The organism is Pseudomonas sp. NPDC078416 (assembly GCF_050268485.1).
Classification (GTDB): domain Bacteria; phylum Pseudomonadota; class Gammaproteobacteria; order Pseudomonadales; family Pseudomonadaceae; genus Aquipseudomonas.
The window spans coordinates 27,668-51,064 of record NZ_JBNNGV010000023.1; the positions used below are offsets into that span (position 1 = coordinate 27,668).

At 61.7% G+C, this 23,397-nt stretch carries 25 protein-coding genes; 12 read left to right on the plus strand and 13 right to left on the minus strand.

Annotated elements, in window-relative coordinates; all coding sequences use genetic code 11:
- Window positions 1-64: 64 nt before the first annotated feature.
- The gene (locus ACQKEN_RS18715) at window positions 65-967 is read right to left on the minus strand and encodes a LysR family transcriptional regulator (RefSeq protein ID WP_427687786.1); all 903 of its coding nucleotides are present in this window, start codon (window positions 965-967) and stop codon (window positions 65-67) included.
- Window positions 968-1,097: 130 nt separating this feature from the next.
- On the opposite strand from ACQKEN_RS18715, the gene ACQKEN_RS18720 reads away from it, so the two are divergent.
- The 3 genes from ACQKEN_RS18720 to ACQKEN_RS18730 all read left to right on the plus strand — a co-directional run bounded on the left by ACQKEN_RS18720 (window position 1,098) and on the right by ACQKEN_RS18730 (window position 4,264).
- Window positions 1,098-1,799 (plus strand): CoA transferase subunit A, encoded by a 702-nt coding sequence (locus ACQKEN_RS18720; RefSeq protein ID WP_423574951.1) that lies wholly within the window; start codon window positions 1,098-1,100, stop codon window positions 1,797-1,799.
- Window positions 1,800-1,889: 90 nt separating this feature from the next.
- A complete protein-coding gene (locus ACQKEN_RS18725; protein WP_074892416.1) occupies window positions 1,890-2,546 on the plus strand; it encodes a CoA transferase subunit B in 657 nt (218 codons plus the stop codon).
- Window positions 2,547-2,845: 299 nt separating this feature from the next.
- Window positions 2,846-4,264, plus strand: coding sequence for a short-chain fatty acid transporter (locus ACQKEN_RS18730; protein WP_346625330.1), 1,419 nt, complete (start codon window positions 2,846-2,848; stop codon window positions 4,262-4,264).
- Window positions 4,265-5,076: 812 nt separating this feature from the next.
- Here ACQKEN_RS18730 and ACQKEN_RS18735 read toward each other — a convergent pair.
- The 3 genes from ACQKEN_RS18735 to ACQKEN_RS18745 all read right to left on the minus strand — a co-directional run bounded on the left by ACQKEN_RS18735 (window position 5,077) and on the right by ACQKEN_RS18745 (window position 7,372).
- A complete protein-coding gene (locus tag ACQKEN_RS18735; RefSeq protein ID WP_427687789.1) occupies window positions 5,077-6,180 on the minus strand; it encodes an IS110 family transposase in 1,104 nt (367 codons plus the stop codon).
- Between the two features lie 150 nt (window positions 6,181-6,330).
- On the minus strand, window positions 6,331-6,660 hold the full coding sequence (locus ACQKEN_RS18740) for an antibiotic biosynthesis monooxygenase family protein (RefSeq protein WP_427687791.1): 330 nt from the start codon (window positions 6,658-6,660) through the stop codon (window positions 6,331-6,333).
- Window position 6,661: 1 nt separating this feature from the next.
- Window positions 6,662-7,372, minus strand: coding sequence for a CTP synthase C-terminal region-related (seleno)protein (locus tag ACQKEN_RS18745; RefSeq protein ID WP_427687793.1), 711 nt, complete (start codon window positions 7,370-7,372; stop codon window positions 6,662-6,664).
- A gap of 89 nt (window positions 7,373-7,461) precedes the next feature.
- Between ACQKEN_RS18745 and ACQKEN_RS18750 the strand changes: the two genes are divergently transcribed.
- Complete coding sequence (locus tag ACQKEN_RS18750) at window positions 7,462-8,340, plus strand: LysR family transcriptional regulator (RefSeq protein WP_427687795.1); 879 nt, start codon at window positions 7,462-7,464, stop codon at window positions 8,338-8,340.
- A gap of 514 nt (window positions 8,341-8,854) precedes the next feature.
- On the opposite strand, the gene ACQKEN_RS18755 is transcribed toward ACQKEN_RS18750, so the two are convergent.
- From ACQKEN_RS18755 to ACQKEN_RS18770, 4 genes are all read right to left on the minus strand, one after another.
- Complete coding sequence (locus ACQKEN_RS18755) at window positions 8,855-9,760, minus strand: AraC family transcriptional regulator (RefSeq protein ID WP_427687797.1); 906 nt, start codon at window positions 9,758-9,760, stop codon at window positions 8,855-8,857.
- 96 nt (window positions 9,761-9,856) lie between these two features.
- Entirely contained in the window at window positions 9,857-10,546 is a 690-nt protein-coding gene (locus ACQKEN_RS18760; RefSeq protein WP_427687798.1) for a fumarylacetoacetate hydrolase family protein, read from the minus strand.
- 131 nt (window positions 10,547-10,677) lie between these two features.
- On the minus strand, window positions 10,678-11,442 hold the full coding sequence (locus ACQKEN_RS18765) for an SDR family oxidoreductase (RefSeq protein WP_427687800.1): 765 nt from the start codon (window positions 11,440-11,442) through the stop codon (window positions 10,678-10,680).
- A gap of 60 nt (window positions 11,443-11,502) precedes the next feature.
- A complete protein-coding gene (locus tag ACQKEN_RS18770) occupies window positions 11,503-12,435 on the minus strand; it encodes a 2-hydroxyacid dehydrogenase (RefSeq protein ID WP_427687802.1) in 933 nt (310 codons plus the stop codon).
- Window positions 12,436-12,849: 414 nt separating this feature from the next.
- Here ACQKEN_RS18770 and ACQKEN_RS18775 point away from each other — a divergent pair, with 414 nt between their 5' ends.
- From ACQKEN_RS18775 to ACQKEN_RS18785, 3 genes are all read left to right on the plus strand, one after another.
- Window positions 12,850-13,149 carry a hypothetical protein gene (locus tag ACQKEN_RS18775; RefSeq protein ID WP_427687804.1) on the plus strand — a complete coding sequence of 100 codons (300 nt, stop codon included), beginning with the start codon at window positions 12,850-12,852 and terminating at the stop codon, window positions 13,147-13,149.
- Entirely contained in the window at window positions 13,146-13,598 is a 453-nt protein-coding gene (locus tag ACQKEN_RS18780; RefSeq protein ID WP_427687806.1) for a DUF2442 domain-containing protein, read from the plus strand. The genes ACQKEN_RS18775 and ACQKEN_RS18780 overlap by 4 nt, the downstream gene beginning before the upstream one ends.
- Window positions 13,599-13,839: 241 nt before the next feature.
- Complete coding sequence (locus ACQKEN_RS18785) at window positions 13,840-14,979, plus strand: glycerophosphodiester phosphodiesterase (protein ID WP_427687808.1); 1,140 nt, start codon at window positions 13,840-13,842, stop codon at window positions 14,977-14,979.
- Between the two features lie 125 nt (window positions 14,980-15,104).
- On the opposite strand, the gene pyrF is transcribed toward ACQKEN_RS18785, so the two are convergent.
- Complete coding sequence (gene pyrF, locus ACQKEN_RS18790; RefSeq protein ID WP_427687810.1) at window positions 15,105-15,803, minus strand: orotidine-5'-phosphate decarboxylase; 699 nt, start codon at window positions 15,801-15,803, stop codon at window positions 15,105-15,107.
- A 174-nt stretch (window positions 15,804-15,977) separates the two neighbouring features.
- On the opposite strand from pyrF, the gene ACQKEN_RS18795 reads away from it, so the two are divergent.
- Window positions 15,978-16,145: a DUF2897 family protein gene (locus tag ACQKEN_RS18795; protein ID WP_065986232.1), complete on the plus strand. Its 168-nt coding sequence runs from the start codon at window positions 15,978-15,980 to the stop codon at window positions 16,143-16,145.
- A gap of 117 nt (window positions 16,146-16,262) precedes the next feature.
- Here the strand turns inward: ACQKEN_RS18795 and ACQKEN_RS18800 are convergent, their stop codons facing one another.
- Window positions 16,263-17,093: a substrate-binding periplasmic protein gene (locus ACQKEN_RS18800; RefSeq protein ID WP_427687812.1), complete on the minus strand. Its 831-nt coding sequence runs from the start codon at window positions 17,091-17,093 to the stop codon at window positions 16,263-16,265.
- Window positions 17,094-17,551: 458 nt separating this feature from the next.
- Between ACQKEN_RS18800 and ACQKEN_RS18805 the strand changes: the two genes are divergently transcribed.
- On the plus strand, window positions 17,552-18,094 hold the full coding sequence (locus ACQKEN_RS18805; RefSeq protein ID WP_427687814.1) for an exonuclease domain-containing protein: 543 nt from the start codon (window positions 17,552-17,554) through the stop codon (window positions 18,092-18,094).
- A gap of 90 nt (window positions 18,095-18,184) precedes the next feature.
- Window positions 18,185-18,472, plus strand: coding sequence for a pyrimidine/purine nucleoside phosphorylase (locus ACQKEN_RS18810; protein WP_065986230.1), 288 nt, complete (start codon window positions 18,185-18,187; stop codon window positions 18,470-18,472).
- 21 nt (window positions 18,473-18,493) lie between these two features.
- Here ACQKEN_RS18810 and ACQKEN_RS18815 read toward each other — a convergent pair whose 3' ends face one another.
- A complete protein-coding gene (locus ACQKEN_RS18815) occupies window positions 18,494-20,272 on the minus strand; it encodes an ABC transporter transmembrane domain-containing protein (protein WP_427687816.1) in 1,779 nt (592 codons plus the stop codon).
- 172 nt (window positions 20,273-20,444) lie between these two features.
- Here ACQKEN_RS18815 and ACQKEN_RS18820 point away from each other — a divergent pair, with 172 nt between their 5' ends.
- Both ACQKEN_RS18820 and ACQKEN_RS18825 read left to right on the plus strand, forming a co-directional pair.
- On the plus strand, window positions 20,445-20,621 hold the full coding sequence (locus ACQKEN_RS18820) for a PA1571 family protein (protein ID WP_166650608.1): 177 nt from the start codon (window positions 20,445-20,447) through the stop codon (window positions 20,619-20,621).
- A 165-nt stretch (window positions 20,622-20,786) separates the two neighbouring features.
- The gene (locus ACQKEN_RS18825) at window positions 20,787-21,767 is read left to right on the plus strand and encodes a zeta toxin family protein (protein WP_427687818.1); all 981 of its coding nucleotides are present in this window, start codon (window positions 20,787-20,789) and stop codon (window positions 21,765-21,767) included.
- A gap of 1 nt (window position 21,768) precedes the next feature.
- Here ACQKEN_RS18825 and pdxB read toward each other — a convergent pair whose 3' ends face one another.
- Window positions 21,769-22,917, minus strand: coding sequence for a 4-phosphoerythronate dehydrogenase PdxB (pdxB, locus tag ACQKEN_RS18830; RefSeq protein WP_427687820.1), 1,149 nt, complete (start codon window positions 22,915-22,917; stop codon window positions 21,769-21,771).
- An 88-nt stretch (window positions 22,918-23,005) separates the two neighbouring features.
- On the minus strand, window positions 23,006-23,260 hold the full coding sequence (tusA, locus tag ACQKEN_RS18835) for a sulfurtransferase TusA (RefSeq protein WP_074892403.1): 255 nt from the start codon (window positions 23,258-23,260) through the stop codon (window positions 23,006-23,008).
- Window positions 23,261-23,397 lie beyond the last annotated feature (137 nt).

A 23,397-nucleotide genomic window follows, 5' to 3' on the forward strand; every position in this document is an offset into this window, starting at 1 on the left:
TTGAAACAATTTGTTTCAACCGGCCAAACGATACCGGATGCGGCATTGCGTCGCAGTTAAATTTTCACAGGATCTGGCCGATTTGCCCCCGCGCACATTCGATCAGCACCTCGCGCAGCCCTTGGGCAGCCGCCGACAATTGGTGGTCCGCCTGAGTCATCAACCCAATACGACGCTCGATGCGCGGGCCTTCCAGGGCAATGCAGCGGGCGCCGAGTTCTTCCATCTGCGCGATGCACAGCGACGGCACCGCGCTCACGCCCAGGCCGTTGGCGACCATGCGGCCCACCGTCGACAGCTGATGGCTTTCGAACGCCACCGACAGTTTGCCGTGCTGGCTCTGCAGGTCCTGCTCCAGCAACAAGCGCACGGCGGACGGGCGCTGCAGGGTGATGAAGTCGTGGCGCAGCAGTTCGTCCCAACTCACTTCGCGGCGTGCGGCCAGTGGCGAATCCTTCGGCACCACGGCGACAAAACGATCCATGTAAAACGGCGTGAAGATCAGGTTATTGCCCGCCTCGGGCTCGAAGCCAATGCCCAGCTCCACGCGCCGATGCCCGACCATTTCCACCACCTGCTCGTTGATCACGTCGTGCACCGCCACGTTCACCCGCGGGTAGCGCTCGCGAAACACCTTCAGCGCGATCGGCAGCAGATTGCCCGCGTAGGACGGCATGGCGGCCACCGAGACCTTGCCCATTTGCAAGGTGAACCGCTGACGCAGGAGTTCTTCGGTGTTGTCCCAGTCGGCGAGCAACTGTCGGGCCAGCGGCAGCAAGGCCTCGCCCTCGGGGGTCAGGCTGACGCTGCGCGTGGTGCGGGTCAGCAATTGCCCGCCCAGGTCTTCCTCCAGCGCCTTGATGGTCAGGCTCAACGCCGGTTGCGACACATGCAGCCGCTCCCCCGCCTGGGCGAAACTCAAGCACTGCGCCACCGCCAGAAACGCCCGAAGCTGTTTCACGTTCATATATTTGGATTACTTATCAATTGATCAAAAAAACAAAATTAACAAATCAGTGCCTGCGAGAGAAGATGCGGCCAACGCTCTCCGATGCTTAGATTGTCGGACACAACTACAAATAAGGCGGGATCTCACCATGGCTGGACTCGATAAACGCGTGGCAACCTACGCTGAAGCCCTCGCCGGGCTCACCGACAACATGACCGTGCTGTCCGGCGGCTTCGGACTGTGCGGCATCCCCGAAAACCTCATCGCTGAAATCAAACGCATGGGCGTGAAAGGCCTGACAGTCGTTTCCAATAACTGCGGCGTCGACGGCTTTGGCCTCGGCATCCTCCTGGAAGACCGGCAGATCCGCAAAATGGTCGCGTCCTACGTCGGTGAAAACGCCCTGTTCGAGCGCCAGTTGCTCAGCGGCGAGCTGGAAGTCGAGCTGACCCCCCAAGGCACCCTGGCCGAAAAAATGCGCGCAGGCGGTGCCGGCATTCCCGCCTTCTATACCGCCACCGGCTACGGCACCCCCGTCGCAGAGGGCAAGGAAACCCGCCAGTTCAACGGCCGCAATGTGATTCTGGAAGAAGCCATCACCGGTGACTTCGCCATCGTCAAAGGCTGGAAAGCCGACCACTTCGGCAACGTGGTCTACCGTCACACCGCGCAGAACTTCAATCCCGTGGTGGCCACTGCCGGCAGGATCACCGTGGTGGAAGTCGAAGAAATCGTCGAACCCGGCGTGCTGCTGCCCACCGAAATCCACACCCCCGGCATCTATGTCGATCGCGTGATCCTGGGCACGTTCGAGAAGCGCATCGAGCAGCGAACCGTCAGAAAAGCCTGACGTCAGCGTCGTACTCGAACCGATTTCCCCCTATGTATTTCCGGTGCTGGGGTTCCCGCAGGCCGGACAGAATAAAAGAGACCCAAGACCATGGCACTCTCCCGCGAACAAATGGCACAGCGCGTTGCGCGCGAACTGCAAGACGGCTTCTACGTGAACCTGGGCATCGGCATCCCGACCCTGGTCGCCAACTACGTCCCGGACGGCATCGACGTGATGCTGCAATCGGAGAACGGCCTGCTGGGCATGGGCCCGTTTCCTACCGAAGAAACCATCGATGCCGACATGATCAACGCCGGCAAACAGACCGTGACCGCGCGCAAGGGCGCGTCGATTTTCTCGTCGGCCGAGTCCTTCGCCATGATCCGTGGCGGCCACGTCGACCTGACCGTGCTCGGCGCGTTCGAAGTGGACGTCGAAGGCAACATCGCTTCGTGGATGATCCCCGGCAAGCTGGTCAAGGGCATGGGTGGCGCGATGGACCTGGTGGCCGGCGCCGAGAACATCATCGTCACCATGACCCACGCGTCCAAGGACGGCGAATCCAAGTTGCTGTCGCGCTGCAGCCTGCCGCTGACCGGTGCCGGGTGCATCAAGAAAGTGCTGACCGACCTCGCTTACCTGGAGATCGAAAACGGCGCCTTCGTGCTGCGTGAAACGGCACCGGGCGTGACGGTCGATGAAATTATCGCCAAGACCGCCGGCAAACTGATCGTGCCGGATGACGTGGTGGAAATGACGTTTTAACGGCGATGGCGCGGTACTTGTAGGAGCGCGCTTGCCCGCGAACCGCAGATGGCCAGACACCCACGCAGTGTCTGAACACCCCTTTCGCGGGCAAGCGCGCTCCTGCAGGATCCGCGTCGTGCTCCATGTTTCGGCAACACCCTGAGCTTCCGCACACCCGCACCGTTGGTCAGACCGCCCTGCCCCTTCAGCGATGAAGGGGCTTTGCTGCATCTGAGCCGGTGCTTTTTTCGCGTCACCGCCAACAGTTGAAACCGCTGTCCAAAAAACCTGAACAATAACTCCAAGAGGTAATACACGTGGCCGCCGACATCGAAGAAAGCCGCTCCGCCCGCTTTGCCCTGCGTTGCGCCAAATGGGCGGAACGCTGGTTCCCGGATTCCTGGGTGTTCGCCGCCCTGGCCGTGGTCATCGTCACCCTCGCCACGCTGGTCATTGGCGCCAAGCCCGCCGACACCGCCAAAGCCTTCGGTGACGGCTTCTGGAGCCTGATCCCCTTCACTATGCAAATGGCCTTCGTGGTCATCGGCGGGTACGTCGTCGCCAGTTCGCCGCCGGCGGTCAAGCTGATCGACCGCCTGGCGCGCATCCCGAAAAACGGCCGTTCGGCCGTGGCCTGGGTCGCGCTGATCAGCATGGTGGCCTCCTTGCTCAACTGGGGATTGTCGCTGGTCTTCGGCGGCCTGCTGGTGCGTGCCCTCGCCCGTCGTACCGATCTGAAAATGGACTACCGCGCCGCCGGTGCCGCGGCTTATCTGGGTCTGGGCGCGGTGTGGGCGCTGGGCCTGTCGTCGTCCGCCGCGCAGTTGCAAGCCAACCCGGCCAGCCTGCCGCCGTCGATCCTGGCGATCACCGGGGTGATTCCTTTCACCCAGACGATCTTCCTCTGGCAGTCCGGCGTGATGCTGCTGGCGTTGGTGGTGGTCTCGATCATCGTTGCCTACGCCACGGCGCCCGGTCCGGCCAACGCCCGCGATGCGAAGGAGTGCGGCATCGATCCAAGCTTCAGCCTGCCGCCGCTGCCGCCGCGCACCCGGCCTGGCGAGTGGCTGGAATACAGCCCGCTGCTGATTATTCTGATGGTCGCGCTGGCGTCCGGCTGGTTGTACAACGAGTTCAGCACCAAGCCCGCAATCACCGCGATTTCCGGCCTGAACACCTACAACTTCCTGTTCATCATGGTCGGCGCGTTGCTGCACTGGCGTCCGCGCAGTTTCCTTGATGCCGTGGCTCGCGCCGTGCCGACCACCACCGGCGTGTTGATTCAGTTTCCGTTGTACGGCTCGATCGCCGCGCTGCTGACCACGGTCAAGGGCGGCGATGCGCAAACCGTCGCGCACCACATCTCGACCTTCTTCACCAGCATCGCGTCCCACGACACCTATGCGCTGCTGATGGGCGTGTACTCGGCGATTCTCGGGTTCTTCATTCCGTCCGGCGGCGGCAAATGGATCATCGAAGCCCCGTACGTGATGCAGGTCGCCAACGACCTCAAATACCACCTCGGCTGGGCGGTGCAGATCTACAACGCCGCCGAAGCGCTGCCAAACCTGATCAACCCCTTCTACATGCTGCCGCTGCTGGGCGTACTGGGCCTGAAGGCGCGGGATTTGATCGGCTTCTCGTTCGTGCAACTGCTGGTGCATACGCCGCTGGTGTTGTTCCTGTTGTGGGTGTTGGGCACAACGCTGGCGTACATCCCGCCGGTCATGCCCTGACCGAGTCGGAAATCCAGGTGCGCGGAGGACAGCCTCCCCGCGCTTCCCGCTGCAGGCCACTATTCCTCAGCCGTCGCAAACCCTGTAGGAGCGCGCTTGCCCGCGAAAGCGTCGTGTCAGTCGCCGGAGATGTCACGGTTAAACGCGTTCGCCAGCAAGCCGGCTCCTACGGATTTTGTGTACAACCAACATCCCTCAGACGCCGCCCCCCCCTGTAGCAGCGCGCCTGCCCGCGAAGGCGCCGTGTCAGTCGCTGGACATGCCACGGGTTAATCGCGTTCGCCAGCAAGCCGGCTCCTACGGATTTTGTGTACGACCGACATTCCTCAGACGCCGCCCCCCTGTAGGAGCGCGCTTGCCCGCGAAGGCGTCGTGTAAGTCGCTGGACATGCCACGGGTTAATCGCGTTCGCCAGCAAGCCGGCTCCTACGGATTTTGTGTACGACCGACATTCCTCAGACGCCGCCCCCCCCTGTAGGAGCGCGCTTGCCCGCGAAGGCGTCGTGTCAGTCGCTGGACATGCCACGGGTTAACCGCGTTCGCCAGCAAGCCGGCTCCTATGTATGGACTCGCCTCCACTGTCTACCCGCTTTTAAACACCGCCACCCGGTTGCATCTATGTATAAGGCCTGTTCGAGGAAGCCGCTTTGGGCTTCTGGCCAACATTGGTTGAGCTCGCGGTATGCCTATTACAGTTAGGCCTCAAGGGCCAGTAGGAGCCAAGGCATCAATCCGCGACGGTCTTACCTGGGGTCAATGTTTTCTAGCAGGGGCAGGAGCGCTTTTGCGCCCCGGTGGCAGAACGCTTTGGATCAGTGACTCATCGCCGCCTCCTGCCTTTTGGCCGGTTCACGACAGTAAGTCTGATCATTCTGTAAAAGTGACCAGATGATGCGCAGGTTGCGGTTCGCCAGCCTCACAGCGGCTTCTTTGCTGCCCAGACGGTTCAGCCAGTGCAACAGCCGGCGGTCATCCGGCTGGTCTGAGTCATGCCGCAGCTGCCTCAACACCGCATGAGCACCCTGTATCGCCAGGCTGCGGATGTACCCATCACCACGCTTGCTCATTCTGCCCAGGCGAACCTGTTCTCCTGAGCTGTTCTGATCGGGCACCAGGCCGAAGTAGGCCGCAAACATGCGGGCGTCAGCAAATCGCTCTGGACGGGTTTGCTTGGCCACTATCGCGGTGGCAATGATCGGCCCGACACCGCGTATGGTCATCAGCCGCACGGCAGTCTTGTCCTGTTTGGCAGCCACCTCCAGACGCCCGGTCAATACACTGACTCGCTCGCCCAAATGGCGCCATTCGCCCAGCAACTCGTCGATCAGTTCGCGCAACATCTCCGGCAACGGCTGGGTAGCGTCTTCCAGTACCCGAGGTACTTTCTGGCTGATCGCCACCTCGCCTTGCGCCATGGCGACGCCGTGCTCGAGCAGCAAACCGCGCATCTGGTTGCCCACTGCTGTGCGCCGACGCACGTAACCTTGGCGAATACGGTGCAATGCCTGCATGGCCAACTCTGCGGCACTTTTGATGGGCACCGCCGAAATTCTGCTGTCGCGGCCCGCGCGCAGTATTGCGAGCGCATCGTTGCGATCATTCTTGGCGCCGCTGCGATGATCAGCAACGCGCCCGGCTGGAAGTATGCGTGCCAGATTGCCCTGATCTTGCAGCTGCCGCGCCCAGGCTTGAGCGCCCGGGCCGGTTTCCATGAGAACGACAACGTGCGGTTCGAGCTTGCACAAAAATGCGTAGAAGGCTTCTCGTGACTTGATCCGCTCCTCATAAAGCACCTGGCCCAAGGCATCTTCGCCAGCGATCTGAAAGACCCGCTTGGCAAGATCAATCGCCACGGTGGTGCATGCCGGGAGATCGGATGAAGACAGAGACTGATTAACCGTCGTATGCTTTTTCATGGACTCGCCCTCGCTGTCGTTGGCTGTTTAGACTGCCACCGTGGCGCATTGACGCCTCGGCTTGGGCGAGTCCATCCAATTACGGATTTTGTGTACGACCGACATTCCTCGGCGGTGGCATAACCACCTCGAAATGGGCTTGATCGAGTATCAACGTCCGAAGCTGTATTCCCGCTCCACCCTGGAAACCCGCGTGGTGCATTGCCGATACCAGGTCGAGCGGCCGCGCTCGCGGATTTCCCGGTGTTCCGGATGCTCCTTCCAGGCCAGGATCGCGGCTTCGTTCGCCCAGTAAGACACCGTGATCCCCAGCCCATCGCCGCCGCGTGCCGATTCCACGCCGAGGAACCCCGGCTGCTGGCGAACGAGTTCAAGCATCCGCCGGGCCGCGTCGTCATATTCCTGGGCTTCGAGTTCAGTGCGCACCGAGGTGAAAATTACGGCGTAATACGGCGCGCCAAAGGTGTCTGCCATCACCATGTCAAATCAACTCCGCCGCGCAGGCCATCACAAACGCCTTCACCAGCGGCGGGGTGCTGCCCTCCAGCGCGGCGCGTTCCGGTTGAAACAACGTGGCGACGAAAAACGGATGGCCGTCGAGTTCCATCGCGCGCACCTCGTCGTCTTCGTCATAGCCCGACGCCTTCAGCGGGCCGGCAAAAACCTCCGCTTCCAGCTCCTTGCGCAAACCGTAGCGGCAGCGGTACCGCTCCTGGGTTTCCAGCCCGTCGTATGCAGCGGCAATCCGCGAACCCGGCCGCAGACGAATCGGCGCAAAGGCCTCGACCAGCGAACAGCTCAAGGGTGTGATGATTGCGTTTTCCGATTCCGGCGCCGTCTCGGCGTGCTCGGCATCGGCCCAGCCCAGACAATTGCGCGCGTACTCCAGCAACGCATGCTGAAAGCCGCCGCACGTCCCGAGAAAAGGCACCTGCCGCTCCCGGGCGAAGCGAATTGCCGTCAGCGCGCCGTCCATGTCGCGGTAAGGGCTGGCCGGCACGCACCAGATGCCATGGAACGCCTGCAGGCTCGCGCCATCCCGAACATCCGTCGTCGGCACCCACGTCGCCTGCACGCTGAGCCCGGTTTCGCTCGCCACCCTGTCCAGCGCCACCGGAATCGCCTGATGCGCCGGCACGCTCGGGTCGTAATCGCCCACCAATGCGATGCGGATGTTCTGCTGCTGAGTCATGTGTGCTCCCTGATATCAAAACGCTTTGCGTGAGGTCCGGGGGCGACTATAAGCTTGTCGTCCTGCAATCAGAATTGGCGTTCGGGCAAGTGATCAATGCAGCTGCGCACTATCGAATCAATCATGCCGACCTGACCCTCATCCTCGCCCTGGTGCGGGGGCGGACGCTGGCCAAGGCCGCTGAACTGCTGAAGGTCGATGTCTCGACGGTGTTCCGCGCGGTGCGTCGAATGGAGAAGGCGGTGGGCACGGCGCTCTTCGACAAGAGCCGCGCCGGCTACGTACCGACCAGCGCAGCGTTGGCGCTCGCTCAGCAGGCCGAGAGTGCCGAGAACTCCTTGGCCCTCGCGCAATTGAGCCTCGAGCAGGGCAGGCAAATTGTCAGCGGCACCGTGCGCCTGACCTGCACAGAAGCCGTTTTGCAAAGCCTGCTGCTCCCCGCCTTGAGCCGCTTCATGCCGGACTACCCGGGCCTGCGCCTGGAACTGAACACCTCCAGCACCTTTGCCAACCTGAGCCGCCGCGACGCCGACATTGCCCTGCGTCTGACCAACACGCCGCCCGAGCATCTGGTTGGCACTCGCCTGGGCACGGTTGCGTATCGGGTCTGTTCAAGCGAAGCCTACGTGCGGCGCGGCGGTGATCTGGCCCTCGAAGACATGGCCTGGATCGCCCCCGACGATTTCCTTCCCGATCACCCGACCGTGATGTGGCGCCGGCAGCATCTGCCCGGCGTGAACCTCGCCTACCGCTGCAGCTCCATGCTGGCCGTGGCGCAACTGGTGCGCGCAGGCATGGGTGTGGCAGCGCTGCCGGATTTCATGGTTCGGGACAGCGAGGTTCATCCCATAAGCGAGCCGCTCGAGGGGCATGACACCGGGCTGTGGCTGCTGACGCGCCCGGATTGCCGGGCGCTGCGGTCGGTGTCGGCGTTGTTCAGCGAGCTGACCAAGGCGATTGAGCTGTAGTTGAAGGCATCGGCTACGCCGCTACTTAAACTGTAGGAGCGCGCTTGCCCGCGAAGAGGCCCGCCCATCCGACGCATCTCCACCGTCTGACACTAGGTCTTCGCGGGCAAGCGCGCTCCTACAGGGGTCGCGTTGAGCTGTAGGCGGACGGCGCCGGATCGATGCCAGCTGTTCCGACGCCTTCCCGGCTGAAGCCGGTCCCACTCAAAGCACGCAGTGTTCACGACACTTGATCGTTCCCACGCTCCGCGTGGGAATGCATCGCGTGACGCTCCGCGTCACCTCCTCATGCATGATCGACGCAGAGCGTCTGGGGCTGCCTTACCACGTGGAGCGTGGGAACGATCATCACGCAGTATCTCTGTGGGAGCCGGCTTGCTGGCGAAAGCGGCCGGTCAGTCGCGGGATATTTCACAGGCAAATCGCGTTCGCCAGCAAGCCGGCTCCTACGGGTTTGACGTACGACCCACACTACCCGGCGCTCGCAGGCTCTGGGCAGCGAATCCTTACCTCCTCAACCACCCCGCTGCTCCCGACGAAACTGCCCCGGCGGCATGCCGTGGGCTTTGCGAAAGCGCCGTGAAAAATAGGCTTCATCGGTAAACCCGCAGATCTCGGCGATGTGGCTCAAGGGTTTGCTGCTGTTCATCAAATGCGTGCGCGCCAGCCGCATGCGCCGCTCCAGGACCAGTTCGGAAAAGCTGTTGCCGGTTTCCTTGCGCAGCAGGTGGGTCAGGTAATTGGGCGACAGAAAAGCCGCCGCCGCAGCATCGGTGAGGGTCATGGCCGGATCGGCGATGTGCGCGCGGATGTAGTCGATCACCCGGCCCATCGCATCGCGCCGTCCACGCCGCTCGGCCTTGTTCGCCGACAGCGCCAGCAATTGCGCTTCGTAGCGATTGCACACCGTGCCGATCAGTTGGAGCAGGCAACCGCGCAGGATCGCGCCGGAGCCCAACTGCCTGGCGCGGTCCATGTCGCGCATCTGCCTCAACAGCGCGGTCACCTCGGCGAAGTCAGCGTCATCGAGGGTGAAATCCAGATGCTCCTGAAACCGGAACGGCGCCAGCTCGGGCGCCTCGGCCACAGGCACATCTTCAAGGTCCATCGGATCGCACTGCAGATGCTGCAGGAGAAATTCCTGAGAAAAGTTGATCAGCACAAAGTTGCCGTCTTCCGGGTGCGGAATCACGTGCAGGCGATGGGGCAGGATGAATGCCAGTGTGTTGCGCGGAAACGGCCTGACCGCGCCACCGATGTGCTGCACGGTGTCGCCGCCGAGGTTGATCTGGATCTGGAAATATTCATGGCGGTGGGGCGCGGTCAGCGCGGGTCGGGCGGACTTGTCACGGATGTAGAAATCCATGCGGTCGCTGCGCTGATGCATGCCATAGGTCTGGATGCGGGAGGGATAGGCCATCGCTGAAACACCTGAAATCGCCGGTTCGGACTGCCCCATGGTAGGGCAACGGCGGCAGCCGAACCAAACGATTCTCAGGCGGGCGTCAACATGAGGTCAGCCAATCGTCACCCTCAGTTCGGCAATCCCTTCGATCCCGGCGGTGACCACATCGCCGCGCTGCAACGCACCCACCCCGGCTGGCGTGCCGGTATAGATCAGGTCCCCAGACTTCACCCCAACCGATTGCGACAGGTACGCGATCACGTCCCGGACAGCCCAGATCTGGTCAGACAGATCGCCACGCTGGCGGCCTTCGCCATTGACGTCGAGCCAGATCGCGCCGGCTTCCGGATGGCCGATCTCGCTGACCGGGCGCAACGGTGTGGCGGGCGCGGAGGCGTCGAAGGCTTTGGCCCATTCCCACGGCCGGCCCATTTTCTTGGCCTGCGCCTGCAAGTCGCGGCGCGTGAGGTCCAGACCGACGCCATAGCCCCAGACGTGGGTCAGGGCGTCCTGCGGGTCGATGTTCACGCCGTCCTTGCCGATCGCCACGACCAGTTCAATCTCGTGATGCAAGTCCTCGGTGAGCGGCGGGTAGGCAATCTGGCCTTCGGCGGGCACCACGGCATCGGCCGGCTTCATGAAAAAGAACGGCGGCTCGCGGTCAGGGTCGTGGCCCATTTCCCGGGCGTGATCGGAGTAATTGCGGCCCACGCAGAAAACCCGACGAATCGGAAAGCGGCTAGACGTCCCGGCGACAGCCAGGGACGGCGTGGCAACGGGGGCGATAACGAACTCGGTCATGGCAGTGTCCTCGATTGAAGGTGGCTCGGTATGGATTGAGTATGGCGATTGATCCTTCAGCCGGGTTGGACGGATCCCGCCAGCTTTTGGACAAAACAACGCAACTCAACGCAACGAGCCGCCCCGGTCAATCAGCCACGTCCCACAAAAGGCATGCTGCTGGCCATGACAGTCATGTTCAGTACGTTGGCCGAGAGCGGCAGCCCGGCCATGTAACTCACCGCTTCGGCCACATGCTGCACGTTCATTGTCGGCTCGACCTGCAGATCGCCGTTGGGCTGCAACACGCCTTTGGTCATGCGATCGGTCATTTCTGTGAGGGCATTGCCGATGTCGATCTGACCGCAGGCGATATTGAACTGCCGACCGTCCAGCGCCGTACTTTTGGTCAGGCCCAGCACGGCGTGTTTGCTGGAGGTATAAGGCGAGCTGAACAGCCGTGGCGTGTGCGCCGAAATCGAGCCGTTGTTGATGATCCGGCCGCCTTGGGGCACCTGACGCCGCATCAGGCCAAACGCTCCGCGCACGCACAAAAACATCCCGGTGACGTTGGTGTCGATGACGTTCTTCCACTGCTCCACCGACAGCTCATCCATCGGCACTGCCGGTGCGCCGATGCCAGCGTTATTGAACGAAACGTCCAGTCGCCCGAACGTGCTTTCAATGGTCGCAAACAGCGCCTCAACGCTGGCCGGGTCGCGTACGTCGGTCGGCACCGCCAGCGCCCGCTGCCCGGCAGCCTCGGCCTGTTCGACCAGCGCCTGCAAGGGTTCAGGCCGGCGACCGGCCAGCACCACGGCAAAGCCGTCAGCCAGCCATTGCAGCGCCACGGCACGGCCAATGCCGCTGCCGGCGCCCGTGACCAGAGCGACTTTCAATACAGAAGATGAAGACATGGGCGATTCCTTTGTTGTCAGAGAGCGTTCTGCGGTCGATATCGCCGCACCCACCGCGTATCAGCTGTGAACAGGCGTCAGCACCGGCTGGCCCGCGTAAAACGCCAGCAGGTTGTCGGCGACCCTTTGCACGGTGTCGCGGGATGCTTCCGGCGACAATCCCGCCAGGTGCGCCGTGAGGACCACGTTGTTCAAGGCTTTCAGGGCATCGGGGACGTGGGGCTCGTCGTCGAATACGTCCAGCGCCGCCCCGGCCAGGCGGCCGTGCTGAAGCGCGTCGATCAGCGCATCGGTATCGACGACACTGGCCCGGGCGATGTTGACGATGAAGCCCTCGGCGCCCAACGCCTCGATGACGGCCTTGTCGATCAGGTGCCGCGTTGAACCGCCGCCCGGCGTTGCCACCACCAGAAAGTCCGACGCTTCGGCCAGCGCCAGCGGCGTCGCGCAGTAGTTGAAGTCCACGCCCGCGCGGGGTGAGCGGCTGTGATAGTGGATGACCATGTCGAACCCCAGCGCGCGTTTGGCGATGGCCATCCCGACCGAGCCCAGACCGAGAATGCCCAGGCGTTTGCCGGCGAACGAAGGCCGTGTGACCTTGCGCCATTCGTTGCGGCGCACCGAAGCGTCGGCCTGGGGAATGTCGCGGACCGCCGCCAGCAGCAAGGCCATCGCGTGGTCCGCCACCGTCGGGGCGTTCACCCCTGCCCCGTTGGTCACCACGATTCCCCGCGCCTCGGCGGCTTCGAGATCAACGCGCTCATAGCCCGCGCCAATCACACAGATGATGCCGAGGTTCGGCAGCGCGGCCATTTCCTCGGCGGTGAACCCCAGCGGCCCACGGGTCAACACCGCATCAATCTCCTCCCCCCCGTTCGCCATCGCCTCCGCACGCATCGCCGGCGTCGGCGCCAGAATCAGGCGAAAGCCGCTGCTTTCCAGAATCGGCAAATACATATTCACGCTTTCAACCAGCACCAACACCGTCTTCATCATCGCTCCGCTGCACGAAATGTCTGGTGCTGACAGTAGCGCGAGTTAGAGCGGTTGGGCAGGGTTGCCAACCATAAAAAAATCCTGAGCCGGAACGGTGCACGCCCCTCTGAGGCCCCCGGTCAACTTTTGTTGCTGTTGAGTTCTGGCTCATTGCGCTGATCCACGTTCAACTCCGTTGGCTCCAGCTGGACCATTAATCGTATTGGACGAATGTGCACCATCAGGATCTTCGCAAAACAGATCATCGGTGCGTAAACTAAAAACCTAACGGATGGGTTAAAGATGAGGGTGTGCAGTCATAAAGGCTTCGTGATTGCGGTTTTTACTAGAGATAAGCACTGTCCGCCTCATGTTCACGTTGGCACTGGCAGGTGGAACGCGCGGTTTTTATTCAGTTTCTGGCATAACGGCGTGAAGCTTTGGGACGTTACTCCCGAAAAAAACGAGCCATGCGTCCGTGTGCTGGAAGAGTTACGTCGCGTCATCAAGCGCCGGGATAACCTGCGCAAGGCAAGGGACTGCTGGTGGCGTAGCCGCAGCACGCTCTGCCTGGAGAATATGGGATGGAGCTCACGATCTGATGAAGCCGTCTCTAACCACCTTGATCAGCCGCAGATATCAAAAATCGTAAAAGGCACCTATGACGCTTACACGTACAAAACGCAGCTGTACCTCGCCGGACACGTCGAGCCACTGGAGATTGAGTTATGAAGACTATTAAATCGCAGGAGCTTGATGATCAGCCCGTTACCCAGCGGGTTCTTAACCAGGCCATCGACCAGGGGCGCAAACGAAATGCGCCCAACATTCAGCCGACAACATTACGTTTTCTCAGTGAGCTAAATGCCTTGGCCATCGGTTTTTCCGACCAGACAGCCCTCCTCCTCCCTGTCGCCAATTACCCCGAGCTGCGCGAGCTCTCAGTCAGCGAGCTCAGGCAGATGGAGTTGGGATTCGGCGGCAAGGCCATCTGCCTCGATCATCGCGATTTGCATATGTCGATCTCGGGCATGATTTCGGCCAGCGAGTCGCTCATGGGCGTTGCCGGTAGCCTGATCGCGGCGCGGAACGGGCGGCGCGTCAGTGCGGCAAAAGCCACCGCTTCGAAGGCTAACGGATCGAAAGGCGGGCGACCGCGCAAAAAAGTTGCCGAGACGTAGGCCCCGGTTAGCGTCCGTCGGCACCTCAATGTCATAAAAATCCCGGAAACTGGCAGCGCGCTAACGCCTGTAACCGACAGCAATCCCCCTCGCAACGACAATCCCGGTTGCCCGCCATACCGGTTGCTGTTTAAGGTCTGAGCCCTGGGACACCTGATTTCGTCACGATAAAAACGTTGTGCCACGGGGTGCGGCAACGGCTGCGCCATGAACGGACTTGCACAAAAGGAACGTCAGAACCATGTTGAAAGGATTATCCAGAACGTTGAGCGGCGCCGCGATTGCCGGTGTGTTGTTGTCATCCGCCGTGGCCATGGCGGCCGCAGACGTCGGCAAGGAACCGGGTCGGGCGCTGGCGGCGAAGATCGGCGTGCCGTGGCCGGCGGTGATTGCTCATCGCGGCGCATCGTTCAATGCGCCCGAAGAGACGGTTCCGTCCTACACGCTGGCCCGTGAACTGGGCGCGGATTACCTGGAGATGGACATCCAGCGCACCAAGGATGGCGTGCTCATCGCGCTGCACGACAACACGCTGGAGCGCACGACGAATATCGCGGAGGTCTACCCGCAACGTGCCAAGGACCCGCTGAATACTTTTACGCTGGAAGAAATCAAACGTCTGGACGCCGGCTCGTGGTTCAACAAGGCCTACCCCGATCGCGCCCGCGCCGCCTACGCCGGGCTGAAGATTCTGACGCTGGACGAAGTCATCGACATCGCCGAAGGCGGCAAGAACAAGCCCGGTCTGTACATCGAAACCAAGGTGCCGGCGCAGTTTCCGGGCATTGAAGAGGATTTGAAGAAGAAGCTCGATCAGCGTGGTTGGCTGAGCCAGCGTCCTGCCGCCGAGAAAGGCTACGTCAACGTCGCCCACATGCCGGGCCGCGTGGTGCTGCAGACTTTTGAAAAACCAAGCCTGGAATTGCTGCAGAAGAGCATGCCCGACACGCCGAAAGTGCTGCTGCTGTGGCTGGGTGACGGCTCCATCGAAACGGCGTCGGGCAAGACGTTCAAGGATTCGGGCGCCAAGGACAAAGCCAGCTTCTACGCCAGCCAGCAGGTGAAATCCAAAGAAGAATTCGCCACCTGGATGGATTGGGCCAAAGCCCACGGCGCCGTCGGTACCGGGCCGTCGGCAGCGCTGAAGAACGGCGGGGACCAGAGCTACAGTGACCTGGTGCAGCCGTGGATGAACAAGATGGCTCATGATCGCGGGATGATCGTTCACCCGTACACCGTGGATGACGCGGTGGATTTCAAGGCGATCAGCGAACAGGGCGTGGACGGGTTCTTCACCAACCGGGCTTCGGAATTGCTGAAGTTCTACGGTCGGCCCTCCAAGGAAAGCATGGACTCAATCCTGAAACGCAGCGGTTTCTGATTTCGAAACCGGTGGTGCGCGCTACTGCCGAACGCGGTGTGTCAGGCGGTATTTGTTTCGCTGACATACCGCGATCGCGGCAAGCGCGCTCCTGCAGGATCGAGTCCAGCAGCAGATGGCGTGCTTTACGCCAGCTCTGCCACCACCGCAGCCAACGCTTTCGCCGGATCAGCCGCCTGGCTGATCGGGCGGCCAATAACCAGATAGTCGGAGCCTGCATCCAGCGCCTGTCGCGGCGTCAGAATCCGACGCTGATCGTCCACCGCGCTGCCGGCCGGACGAATGCCCGGCGTCACCAGTTGCAGTGACGGATGCGCCGCTTTGAGCGCCTGGGCTTCCAGCGCGGAGCACACCAGACCGTCCATCCCGGCTTTTTCAGCCAGCGCTGCCAAACGCAGGACTTGTTCCTGGGGCTCGATGTCCAGACCGATCCCGGCCAGATCCTCGCGCTCCATGCTGGTCAGCACGGTGACACCGATCAACAGTGGCTTGGGGCCGGTGCGCTGATCCAGCACGTCACGGCAGGCCGCCATCATGCGCAAGCCGCCTGAGCAGTGCACATTGACCATCCACACGCCCATTTCAGCAGCGGCCTTGACCGCCATCGCCGTGGTGTTTGGAATGTCATGAAATTTGAGGTCCAGGAACACTTCGAAGCCCTTGGCATTGAGGGTTTCGACGATGTCCGATGCGCAGCTGGTGAACAGCTCCTTGCCCACTTTGACCCGGCACAGCCTGGGGTCCAGCTGATCAGCCAGATTCAACGCGGCTTCGCGGGTCGGGAAATCCAGGGCGACGATGATGGGGGTCTGGCAGGCGGACATGAGCGGGTTCTCTGGCAAGTCGAAATCGGCGCGCATTGTAGCCGAACATCCCCCAGGGCGGGACCCGGCAATCGGTAAATGCCTGCCCGACCGCGCCAGGCGTCGAGCATCTCCTACAATTGAACCACTGGACAGCGTCGCTGCTCCAAGCTTTATCACAAGAAGGAGAGCGTTATGCCCTGGTATGCCTGGTTAATTCTGGTCGTTGCAATCGGCTCGATCGTCGGCGGTCTGCTGATGCTCAAGGATTCAGCGAAGAAACTGCCCCTGACCGATGAACAGCTCAAGCGCGTCCACGAGCGCAATGCCGAGATGGACGCAAAAGAAGCGCGGGACCGCTGAGTTTCCCGCGCCAGACGATTCGGTCAAATCCCATTGCGGGAGCGTGTTGCCAGCGCTCCTGCACCGCGCCCTTCTAATTTCCCGCCGCGCTTCTTCAGGCGGTAATACGTGCCTTCGTCAATCGCTGGTCGCGCCCTCGCCCTGAGCCACCGCGTGATGAGTGGACTGTGGCGTCACGGCGATACGGAACGGCTGAAAGATCTTGAACATCTCCCCGTTCTCCCGAAGCTTCTTGAGCAGTTCGCTGAAGCGTTCGCCGCTGATCGGTGCATCCGGGCGCAACAGGGCGTAGTGCCGATACACCTGATCCACCCGGTCCGAGACCAGAAACTGGTCGGCGTCCTGCGGGTTGTTAGACATGAACGTGCTCAGGTAGGAGCGCGTTACCAGCGCGATATCCGCACGGTCACGGAGCACCATCAGCAGATTGCTGTCGTGTGAATAGGTCAGCGTGGCGTTGTAGTTGTCGGCAAGGTATTTAGGGTCGGCATCGAAACGGGCGAACGCGTAGTGATAGCCGCTGAACAGCGCAAGGCGCTTGCCGTGCAACTCATCAAAATACGTCTGGGTCCTGCCCTGCAAGCGATGGGCGACAAACACCTCGGCGTCTTCCAGCCCCATATCGACATCTTCATGGGGAATGCCTTTCCAGCCCCAGGCGGGGTTTTCGAAAATGGCCATGTCGAAGCGCGCCTGCTGGAAATCGCGAAACCGGCGCGGGATGGAAGTGGGCACCGCTTCAAACCGGTAGTCGTTTTGCATCGCGTTCAGTGCGCTGATCATCTGCGGCAAGAGACCGGTGTCTTCACCGCGTTCGGGACGAATCGTATACGGCGGGAAATGCGCCGCGCCAATGCGCACGATCTGCGTCGCACCGGCCTGCCAGGCCCACAGCGTGGTGGTCGTGAACAGCAGGGTTTTAAAAGCCATCCGCATCGGCGTGGACATCAAGACAAGGCACCTCAGGCGAAACGGAGTACGTAAGCTATGCGTTCGCGATCAATTAGACAACGGTCAAACGGAGGCTAAATCGCCCCTGTCGTTCCAACTCCCGCCCTCCTTGCGCCTTACTGCCCCCTTTCCATTGAGGCCTCTTGCGGCCCGTTTCCGGCTGAAGCCGGGCCTGCTAAAGCCGCTGAAGCTGTCCATGTCCTCTGCGTTATCGACCGCGCGGCGCTTTATGTGAGGACCCAATGCGCCTGCAATTTATGCCGAGGCGCGTGGGCCAGGCAAGCGCTGTCCCGGCCATATGCCAGTCAGACACTACAAAAGACGCTGACCCCGCAAACCTTCCTGCCTGCCGCGAGTCCCAATCATGGATCATCTGCGCCGGGCAGTTGGACGTGAGGGCCGTGATGTGGCTACGCTCCAGAGCGCTGCCGCAGGTTATGAAACAGGAGTTCGAGATGTCCTACTGGCTGGTGATAGACCTGGAGGCCACCACCGAAGAGGGCGGATGGCCGGTAGCGGAAATGGAAATCATCGAAATCGGTGCGTCCCTGGTCAATCAGGACGGGCGCGAAATCGACCATTTCGAACGCTACGTACGGCCCATGCGCCGGCCGTTGCTGACGCCCTTCTGCCGCGAGCTGACGCACATTCAGCAGAGCTTCATCGACAGCGCCCTGACCCTGCCGGCCGTATGGCCACAGTTCGAACGCTGGATCGCCAAACACCGCGAGCGACTGGTCGCCTGGTCCAGCTGGGGCGATTATGACCGTCAGCAGCTGCAACAGGACTGGCGTCAGCACCAGCTCACCAGCGAACTCGCCACACTGCCCCACATCAACCTGAAACAACGCTTTGCCAAAGCCCGTCACCTGCAGAAGCCGTGCGGCCTGAACACCGCGCTGCAACTGGCGGGGATGCATTTCAATGGCCAGCAACACCGGGCACTGTCGGACGCGCGCAATACCGCACGGCTGTTACCGTTGGTGATTCCCGGCTAGGTCGTGACGCATTTATCAAAGCGGATGACGGCCTTTTGTACGTTCGGCATACTGTCCGGCCTTTTCCAGCCCTTCCCAAGGAGATCAGCCATGTTCAAGGTCAACGAGTATTTCGACGGTACCGTCAAATCCATCGCCTTCAAGCAAGCAGCAGGCGACGCGACCATCGGCGTCATGGCTCCAGGAAAATACAACTTCGGCACCGGCGACCGCGAAATCATGCACGTGATTTCAGGCGAGTTGAAGGTCCTGCTGCCGGGCGCCAATGATTGGGAGACCTTCAAGGCCGGCACGGATTTCAAGATCCCGGCGAACGTCAAATTCGATGTCGAGGCGACCGAAGAAACCGCTTACCTCTGCGAATACCGCAAAGACTGAAGCGCAGATGCAGGTCGGCATTCACCCGGCCTGCTCCACGCCGGCGTTGAACTGCAACGCTGCCAGCCGCGCGTACAGCGGGTTGCTGGCAATCAGCTCCCGATGGGTTCCCACCGCCACCAATTTCCCCTGATCCATGACCGCAATCCGGTCCGCGTTCTGCACCGTCGCCAATCGGTGGGCGATCACCAGGGTCGTGCGGCCCTTCATCAACGTCGGCAACGCCTGCTGAATCAAGTATTCACTCTGGGCATCCAGTGCGCTGGTGGCTTCGTCGAGCAACAGAATCGGCGCATCGGCCAGCAGGGCCCGGGCAATCGCGAGCCGTTGACGCTGCCCGCCCGACAGGCCCATGCCGCCATCACCCAGATGGGTCTGATAACCCTGGGGCAGCAGCTGAATGAATTCATGGGCATGGGCAGTCCGTGCTGCCGCTTCCACCTGCTCGACGCTGGCGGCCGGGTTGCCGTAGCGAATGTTGTCCTCCACCGAGCCGAAAAACAGCGCAGGGGTCTGTGACACCCAGGCGAAGCAACGGCGCAGATCCAGCGTATCAAGGCGTTCGGCAGGCATGCCTTCAATCAGCACGCGCCCCTGTTGCGGGTCATAGAAGCGCAGCAGCAGGTCGAACAGCGTCGACTTGCCCGCGCCGGAAGGCCCGACCAGGGCCAGGGTTTCCCCTGCTTCGACGGTCAGGCTCAAGCCGTCCACGGCATTGCGCTCCGGCCTTGAAGGATAGGCGAAACTCAGGTTTTCCAGCGCCAGGCGGCCGCTGATACGCGTGGGCAGCGTGAGCAGATCGCTCGCGGGCGCAGTGATTTCGCTGCGCGCCTGCAGCAATTCGGTGATGCGCTCTGCCGCACCCGCCGCCCGTTGCATTTCGCCGATGACCTCGCTGAGGGTGCCGAACGCGCTACCGACGATCAGGCTATAGAACACGAACGCCGCCAACTCGCCGCCGGAGATGCGGCCGGCAATCACATCCATGCCGCCGACCCACAGCATCACACCCACCGCGCCCAGCACCAGCACGATCACCAGGGTAATCAGCCACGAGCGTTGCAGAATCCGCTTACGCGCCGTCTCGAACGCGTCTTCGGCGGTCTGCGCGAAACGCTGCCGATCCTGCTGCTGATGGTTGTAGGCCTGAACGGTTTTGATCTGCCCCAGGGCCTCGGACACGTAGCTGCCGACGTCCGCCACCCGGTCCTGGCTCTCCCGCGACAGGCTGCGCACGCGGCGCCCGAAAATCAGGATCGGCGCGATCACCAGCGGCAGTGCAACCACGACAATGCTGGTGAGCTTGGGATTGGTGAAAAAGAGCAGGATGATCCCGCCAATGACCATCAGCGCGTTGCGCAGGAACATCGACAGCGACGAACCGATCACCGACTGCAGCAACGTGGTGTCGGCGGTCAGCCGCGACTGGATTTCCGAGCTGCGATTGTTCTCGTAGAAGCCGGGGTGCAGGCTGACCAGATGGTCGAACACCTGCTTGCGCAGATCGGCGACCACCCGTTCGCCAATCCACGACACCAGATAAAAGCGCGCGAAGGTGCCGATGGCGAGGGCGACCACCAACCCCATGAACAGGCCGATGGTTTCGTTGAGCAGCGTCGGCGAACGGGTCATGAAACCCTGATCGACCATCAGCCGGATGCCTTGCCCCATCGACAGCGTGATGGCCGCGGTGACCACCAGTGCAAGCAACGCGCCGATGGCCTGCTTGCGGTACGGCGCGATCATGCGCAGGGCAAGGCGAATGGCATGCCGCTGACGGCCTGAGAACACTGAAGCCATGGAGGACACTCACGAGACGAATCAGCCGCAGAGCCTACACCTCCCTTCTCGCACACGCTCGTCAGCTTTCGCTGAACTCCGCGCACCGTCGTCAGTCAAGGAATGCTGTCACGGCGCGGTCATGCCGGCGTGATTACTATTGACGCGCTCTTACATGATGAGGAGACAGCCCATGAGCTTGCAAAGCAGCAGCAATCAAGAACCCGTGTTCCGCCCTCAACCCGAACTGCAACTGGGTGGCGCGATTCTCGACAGAAACGGGCAGGAAATTCTGATTACTGAAGAAATGGTCCAGGCCGCCTGCCAGGAATGCGAGAAATACTGGGTGCAGCCCGAAAAACAAGATTGATGTGCAGCTTTGATTGAAGCCCGGCCATGGCGCCGGGTTTTTTATGGGCGTTATAAACATTCTGCAATACACAGCGCGTTTATCCAGTTGCTCATTGCCGGGCACTGCGATTACGTCCTTGAGACTTTCAACAGTCAATCCGACTTAACTCAAGGAAGAACCGCCATGACCGAAACACACTACGCCTACACGCCAAAAGAACTGGATGCCGTATTCGAGGCGATCGTAGGCACCATGTTTGATGTGCCTAAAGACATTGCAGACGATGGAAGTCCTGCACCGAAGATCCTGGTGGTCGCCGGCGTGCAGGGCTCGGGCAAGACGTACATGCTGAACAATACGCTCCTCAAAACACCGGGCTACGGCAACTACGTGCATCTGTACCAGGAAAACTTCCGCGAGCTGCACCCTCGCTATGCGGACTTCGCCGATCAGGACGTGACCCGCCGGTACAAACATACGGAGGCGTTCATCTGGGAGCTGTGCAGCCGCATCTTCGCTTATGCCCACAGCAACAAGTTCAACATCGTGATGGAAACCGCGCTGGACACCAAAGCGTTCGCCACGGTGATCTCGGGCCAGGAACTGGCTGACTACCAGTTCGACGTTCATTTGATCGGATGCAAGAAGGACTTCGTTCACCTCTCAACCATCAAGCGCGCCTTCAACGCGCTGGAAGCCGGGACCCTGGAGCGCTTCGTCGATATCGCGACCATCGAAACGAGCATCGAAAACGCCGAGGTCATTCTCAACGCGTTCGAAGAGGCCTGCATGAGGGTCAGTGGCTCTACGATCAATCTGTACGAGCGAGGCTTCGGTGAACTGAAGAACCGAAAGAAGCTGTGCAGCAGCCGCTGTGATCGTGTCAGTTCGCTGACCCCTTACGTGTTCACCGACGAAAAAGGTGTGGCGATCACCGTGCAGGAACAGGTGCACCGGATTGAGCGTAGCGAGGCGTTGCCGATCCCTTGCAGCTTCGCCAGCTTCATCGGACTGATCGAAGCCCCGGTGACGCGCCCTGAAGATCGCGAGGAGGCGTGGCAAGAGGCCTATAACGCACTCCCGAAGATGCGCCGATTCTGGCAGCACGTTCCGCAACGACTGCCCGAAACGTTGTGGTCTTACATCAAGAAATACACCGTGTGAATCAATCGGCGATCAACGTTGCGCCCAAGGCCTCGACGATCTGACGCAGGGCCGCCGACTCGCCGTTGATGCGCACCTGCAGGCTGTCGATTTCCCGGCGGGGCGGGTAATGCTTGCGTAGCGCGTCGAAGGCCAGGCGTTGGCTGTCGCCCCCCCCTACCAGACTGCGGCGGAAATCCGCGTCGTCGCGGCGCGGATCGTATACGCCGCGACACAGCGCATTCAGCGCCCAGACCGGCTCCGTGGCGGCATCCAGATCAACCCCGGCCAGCCAGGGCTTGGGCAGCAGGTCTTCAAGCCTGATGCTCGCCGGCTGGCCAAGGTGCGCGCACAGCGCCTGATAGATTTGCGCCGTGCCGCGCTGTCGGCCATCGAGGCTGTAGCCGGCGATGTGGGGCGTACCAATGACGCACAACTCGGCCAGTTCCACGTCGACCGTCGGCTCCTGCTCCCAGACGTCCAGCACCGCTTGCAGGTCTTCGCGCTCCAGCAACACATGGCGCAAAGCGGTGTTGTCGACCACCGGGCCACGCGCTGCATTGATCAGCCAGGCGCCGGGCTTGAGCTGCTCCAAGCGGGCGCGGTCGAACAGGTGCCAGGTGGGCGCGTCGCCGGTTTTATCCAGCGGCGTGTGCAGGCTGATCACGTCGCAGCGGGCGATGATCTCGTCGAGGCTGACGTAATCGCCGCCTTCCCTGGCCTGACGCGGCGGGTCGCAAACCAGCACGTTCCAGCCCAAGCCCCGCAATACCTCGATCAGGCGACCGCCGACCTGCCCCGCGCCGACCACGCCGTACGTACGGCTGGCAAGTTCGACACCTTCGATCTCCGCCAGGGTCAGCAGGCTGCCCAGCACGTAGTCCACCACGCCACGGGCGTTGCAGCCCGGGGCGCTGGACCATTGAATGCCGGCTTCCTTGAAGTAGTCGAGGTCAAGGTGATCGGTGCCGATGGTGCAGGTGCCGACAAAGCGCACGGGCGTGCCTTCGAGCAAGGCGCGGTCGACCCGGGTCACCGAGCGCACCAGCAGGATCTCGGCCTCGGCGACGGCGGCGCGGTCAAGGGTGCGGCCCGGGTAACGCTGGATATCACCGACGCCTGCGAAGAAGGCGTCGAGCAAGGGAATGTTTTCGTCGGCAACTATGCGCATGTCAGGGCTCCTGGAGTGGCCGCAGTGTAGGCGCCAGCGCCCTGTCGAGCCAGCGTGACGCGAAAAGCGTCAGCCGGTATGCAGCCAATCAGTCGAGCTTCTTGCGGATCCAGTAGAGGAACTCGCCGTCGCCCGCCTGTTTGTCCACCAGCTCGTGGCCGAGGAACACACAGAATTTGGGGATATCACGCTGGGTGGAAGGATCGGTGGCAATCACCTTGAGCAGGCCGCCAGGGTGCAGGTCACGCACCTTCTGGTGCAGCATCATGACCGGCTCGGGGCAATTGAGGCCGGTGGCGTCGAGCACGGCATCGACGGCGGGGCTTTTAATGGAATCAGACATGGGGCGCTCCGGAAACAGGCCGGCATTGTCGCTTAATTGATGAAGTACGCCAAATCCGGCAGCCGGATACGCAGGGCAATCCGGTGGGTCAATAGGCATGAACTACGCTGCTGCCTACAAACTTTGTAGGATTCTGC